The sequence below is a fragment of the Hyella patelloides LEGE 07179 genome (genome assembly GCF_900659865.1).
In the GTDB taxonomy this organism is placed as follows: domain Bacteria; phylum Cyanobacteriota; class Cyanobacteriia; order Cyanobacteriales; family Xenococcaceae; genus Hyella; species Hyella patelloides.
The window spans coordinates 1-3641 of the sequence record NZ_LR214181.1; the positions used below are offsets into that span (position 1 = coordinate 1).

Annotated in this window: 4 protein-coding genes; all 4 read left to right on the forward strand. The window is 36.2% G+C overall.

Annotated features, from left to right (window positions below; translation table 11 throughout):
* The coding region (locus tag H1P_RS36840) for a hypothetical protein (protein WP_186376265.1) at positions 1-314 on the forward strand (314 nt) is incomplete at its 5' end.
* Between the two features lie 42 nt (positions 315-356).
* On the forward strand, positions 357-1217 hold the full coding sequence (locus tag H1P_RS31760) for a sulfotransferase domain-containing protein (RefSeq protein WP_144875240.1): 861 nt from the start codon (positions 357-359) through the stop codon (positions 1215-1217).
* Between the two features lie 77 nt (positions 1218-1294).
* Positions 1295-2194 carry a glycosyltransferase family 2 protein gene (locus tag H1P_RS31765; protein WP_144875242.1) on the forward strand — a complete coding sequence of 300 codons (900 nt, stop codon included), beginning with the start codon at positions 1295-1297 and terminating at the stop codon, positions 2192-2194.
* Between the two features lie 28 nt (positions 2195-2222).
* Positions 2223-3401, forward strand: coding sequence for an endo-1,4-beta-xylanase (locus H1P_RS31770; protein WP_144875244.1), 1179 nt, complete (start codon positions 2223-2225; stop codon positions 3399-3401).
* The last annotated feature ends 240 nt before the right edge of the window (positions 3402-3641 follow it).

Sequence of the window (3641 nt, forward strand, 5' to 3'; positions counted from 1 at the left end):
GCTATTTAAGAATTAGCTATGAAGATTTTATTCAAAATCCTCAAATGGCGGTAGAAAAAATACTTAACTTACTTGATGAAAAAGTTACAGAATTACCTTTTGTTGATAAATCAACTGTCAAAATGAGTACCGATCATATTGTTACAGGTAGTCCTAGTAGTCGTTCTAATACAGGAATGGTTAATCTAAGACTCGATGAAAGATGGAAAAAAAATATGATTTTTCGAGATAAATTGATAATTTCTGGCTTGACATTGCCATTGCTTTATAGTTATAAATACTTCAATTTTAAGTCATTGCAGAACATTAGCTAATCTAGTATTAAGTAAGTTATGAAATTTTAGTTATTAAAAATTATGTCGGAAGTAAGTGAAGTAACAAAAAAATTGCCAAGTTTTTTGGGCATCGGTGCTATGCGGTCGGGAACAACTTGGCTAGATAATATTTTACGTTCTCATCCTGATATTTATTTACCAGAAAGAAGAAAAGAAATTCACTTTTTCGATCTTTATTATGATAAAGGCATTAACTGGTATCAAGATTTTTTCCCTACTGAAGAACAAAGACAAAACTATCAGCAAATTGGAGAAATAACTCCTGCATATTTATATCTTCCTGAAATTCCTTCTCGGATTAAAGACTCGATTCCAAACTGTCGCTTTTTGGTAATATTAAGAAATCCCGTAGATAGGGCATATTCTCACTATGGTTTTTGGGTAAAAAACTCGGCTGAAAAAAGAGCTTTTGAAGATTTATTAGAGCAAGAACCTGAAATTATTGGAAAGGGAATGTATTATCAACAATTTGAAAGATATCTACAGCATTTTCCTAGAGAAAGTTTCTTAGTTTTAATTTTTGAAGAAATCACTCAAAATCCCCTACCAGCACTTGAGCAGCTATCTAAATTTTTAGCGGTGGATTCTCACAAATTTGACTTGTCAACAACTTCTCAAAAGAAAAATGCCTCTGCTTCAGTTCTTTTTCCTCAAGCTAGAGCATTGGCATGTAAATTCAGAGATTTTCTGCGTAACAATGACATAGATTGGCTCTGGAACTTGGCAAAATCATCAGGGGTAAATCAAATTTTTGAAACTACAGGAAAACCTTTACCTCCTTTAAATCGAGAAATAAGAGCAAAATTAATAGACCGCTATAGTTCTGATGTTAGCAATCTAGAGAAGTTGCTTGATATAGATTTTTCTCTTTGGAAATACTAGAAAAAAGTTACTTTATAAATACTAAAAAACTTAAAATAAATAGCTTACTAATAACTTAATCAGTAAATTATCAATTTATGAACCAACAAAATAGTGCTAACAATCTTGCAAAAATTGCAGTTTTAATCACTTGCTATAACCGTAAAAAAACTACAATTAATTGTCTTAAACAGCTTTATCAACAAAATGTCGATTTTGACGTTTATTTAGTTGATGATGGCTGTTCAGATGGTACTCCTGAAGCAATTCATCAAGAATATCCAGAAGTAAATGTATTACAAGGGGATGGTAACCTATTTTGGGGCGGAGGAATGCGCCTGGCTTTTGCCACCGCTATGGAGCAAGATTACGAGTATTATCTCTGGCTTAATGATGACACAATTTTAAACTCTGAAGCATTATCTAGTTTACTCGATACCCATAAAAGTTTGTCCAAACGTGGCTCTGAAAAATCTATAGTAGTTGGTTCGGTAACCGACCCAGCAACAGGTGAATTTTCCTACGGTGGAAGAATTCCTTCCCAACGTTTATTTTCGTTTAAATTTGATTCTCTTGAACCAGGAAAAGAGCCACAAGAATGTACGACGATGCAAGGTAATTGTGTACTGATTCCTCGTTCTGTAGCAAAGATAGTTGGTAATATTGATGCTGCTTTTATTCATAACATGGGAGACTTGGACTACGGACTTCGTGCGCGTCAGCTTGGTTGTTCTGTTTGGGCTGCTCCAGGTTATGTTGGAACTTGTACGAGTAATTTAGTAGCAGCTTACAGTTGGGCAGATACTAATCTTTTTGCTTTAGAACGTCTCAAAAAAGCACTCGGAACCAAAGCATTTCCCCTTAAAGCAAGAGCTATCTATGCGAAAAGGCACAAAGGAACATTTTGGGTATTTCACTGGCTCTTACCTTATGTAAGAGCCGTCATAGGATATAAAAAAAAGTTGAATCATTCCTCCTCTTTTCAGCAAGAGAGATAAACAGTTAGTTTAACCAAAAATTCTTCGTATGTTCCCCAAAAAAATACTGACAAGAAGACAAGCACTTTACTTAGGCTTAGGTACTCTGGCAGGTCTGAGTACTTGTACTAAAAGCCAATGGAGCAACGAAGAAAATAGCACATTTCAAACATTTGATGAATCAGCAGAAATCGATCCAATAGCAATTGGAGAAACTTCACTTAAAGAACGTGCAGCAGCTAAAGGATTAATTTATGGTGCAGCAGCTAGAAACGTCGAACTTAAGAATAATCAGTTTTCAGCTAGTGTAATTCAAGAGTGTGGCATGATGGTGCCAAAATGGGAATTCAGATGGAACTGGCTCAATCCTAGCCCAGATAATTTTAATTTTAGTCAAACCGACTTAATGGTTAAATGGGCAATGACGCAAGGTATGCTGTTGCGAGGACATACCTTGATTTACCACCAATCGATGCCAAAGTGGTTTCGAGAGCGAGTGAACCGTCAAAATGTTGAACAAATATTTCTTCAATATATTCAGAAGGTTGTTGGTCATTATGCTGGTCAAATACACTCTTGGGATGTGGCTAACGAAACGATTTTTCCTCCAGATGAAGACCCCAATAACTTAAGAAAGACAAAATGGGCTAAATGGTTAGGTTTAGACTACTTCGACCTGGTTTTTCACGCAGCAGCAGCAGCAGATCCCCAGGCATTGCTAGTTTTAAATGAGGATTGGATTAATCCCGATACTGATGAGGGCGAAGCAAAAAGAGTTGCTGTACTTAAACTGCTAGAAAAACTCAAATCTCAGGAAATCCCAATAGATGCGTTGGGGATGCAGTCTCACATCTGGGCAAAAGACCAAGCCCCTTTAAACCAGAAAAAAATTAGAACTTTTGTCAGTGAAGTAGCTCAATTGGGACTAAAAATTATAATTACAGAATTAGATGTTAATGACCGCCATTTACCAAAAGATATTCTAGTACGCGATCGCCTTGTGGCTCAAGCCTATAGTGATTATCTTTCCGCAGTGCTTGATGAACCCGCTGTAATTGCAGTGAACACCTGGGGATTAAGCGATCGCTATACTTGGCTTGCACATCCCAAAAGAGGTGCAAGAGATGATGGTGCAAGCACTAGACCCTTACCCCTGGACGAACAATTTAATCGAAAACTCGCTTGGTATGCTATGGCTAATGCTTTTGACAATGCCCCCAATCGTTAAACAATTTTAATAACTAATCAAATACCATTGAATCATCGGGAGATAATTTAGTGACACTGAAAGCCATGGAATCTTAATGTTCGTGCTATCACAAATTACCTCGGTATCAAAATTCCTAACTCACGGTTCGCTTAAATCAAAAATGATTAGGGAAATAAAATAGCTAAAGTGTATGCTGTTATTGAAATTCAATGAATAGAGAGAGCTATATTATTGAAAGGAACGATTTCAGAACGAGCA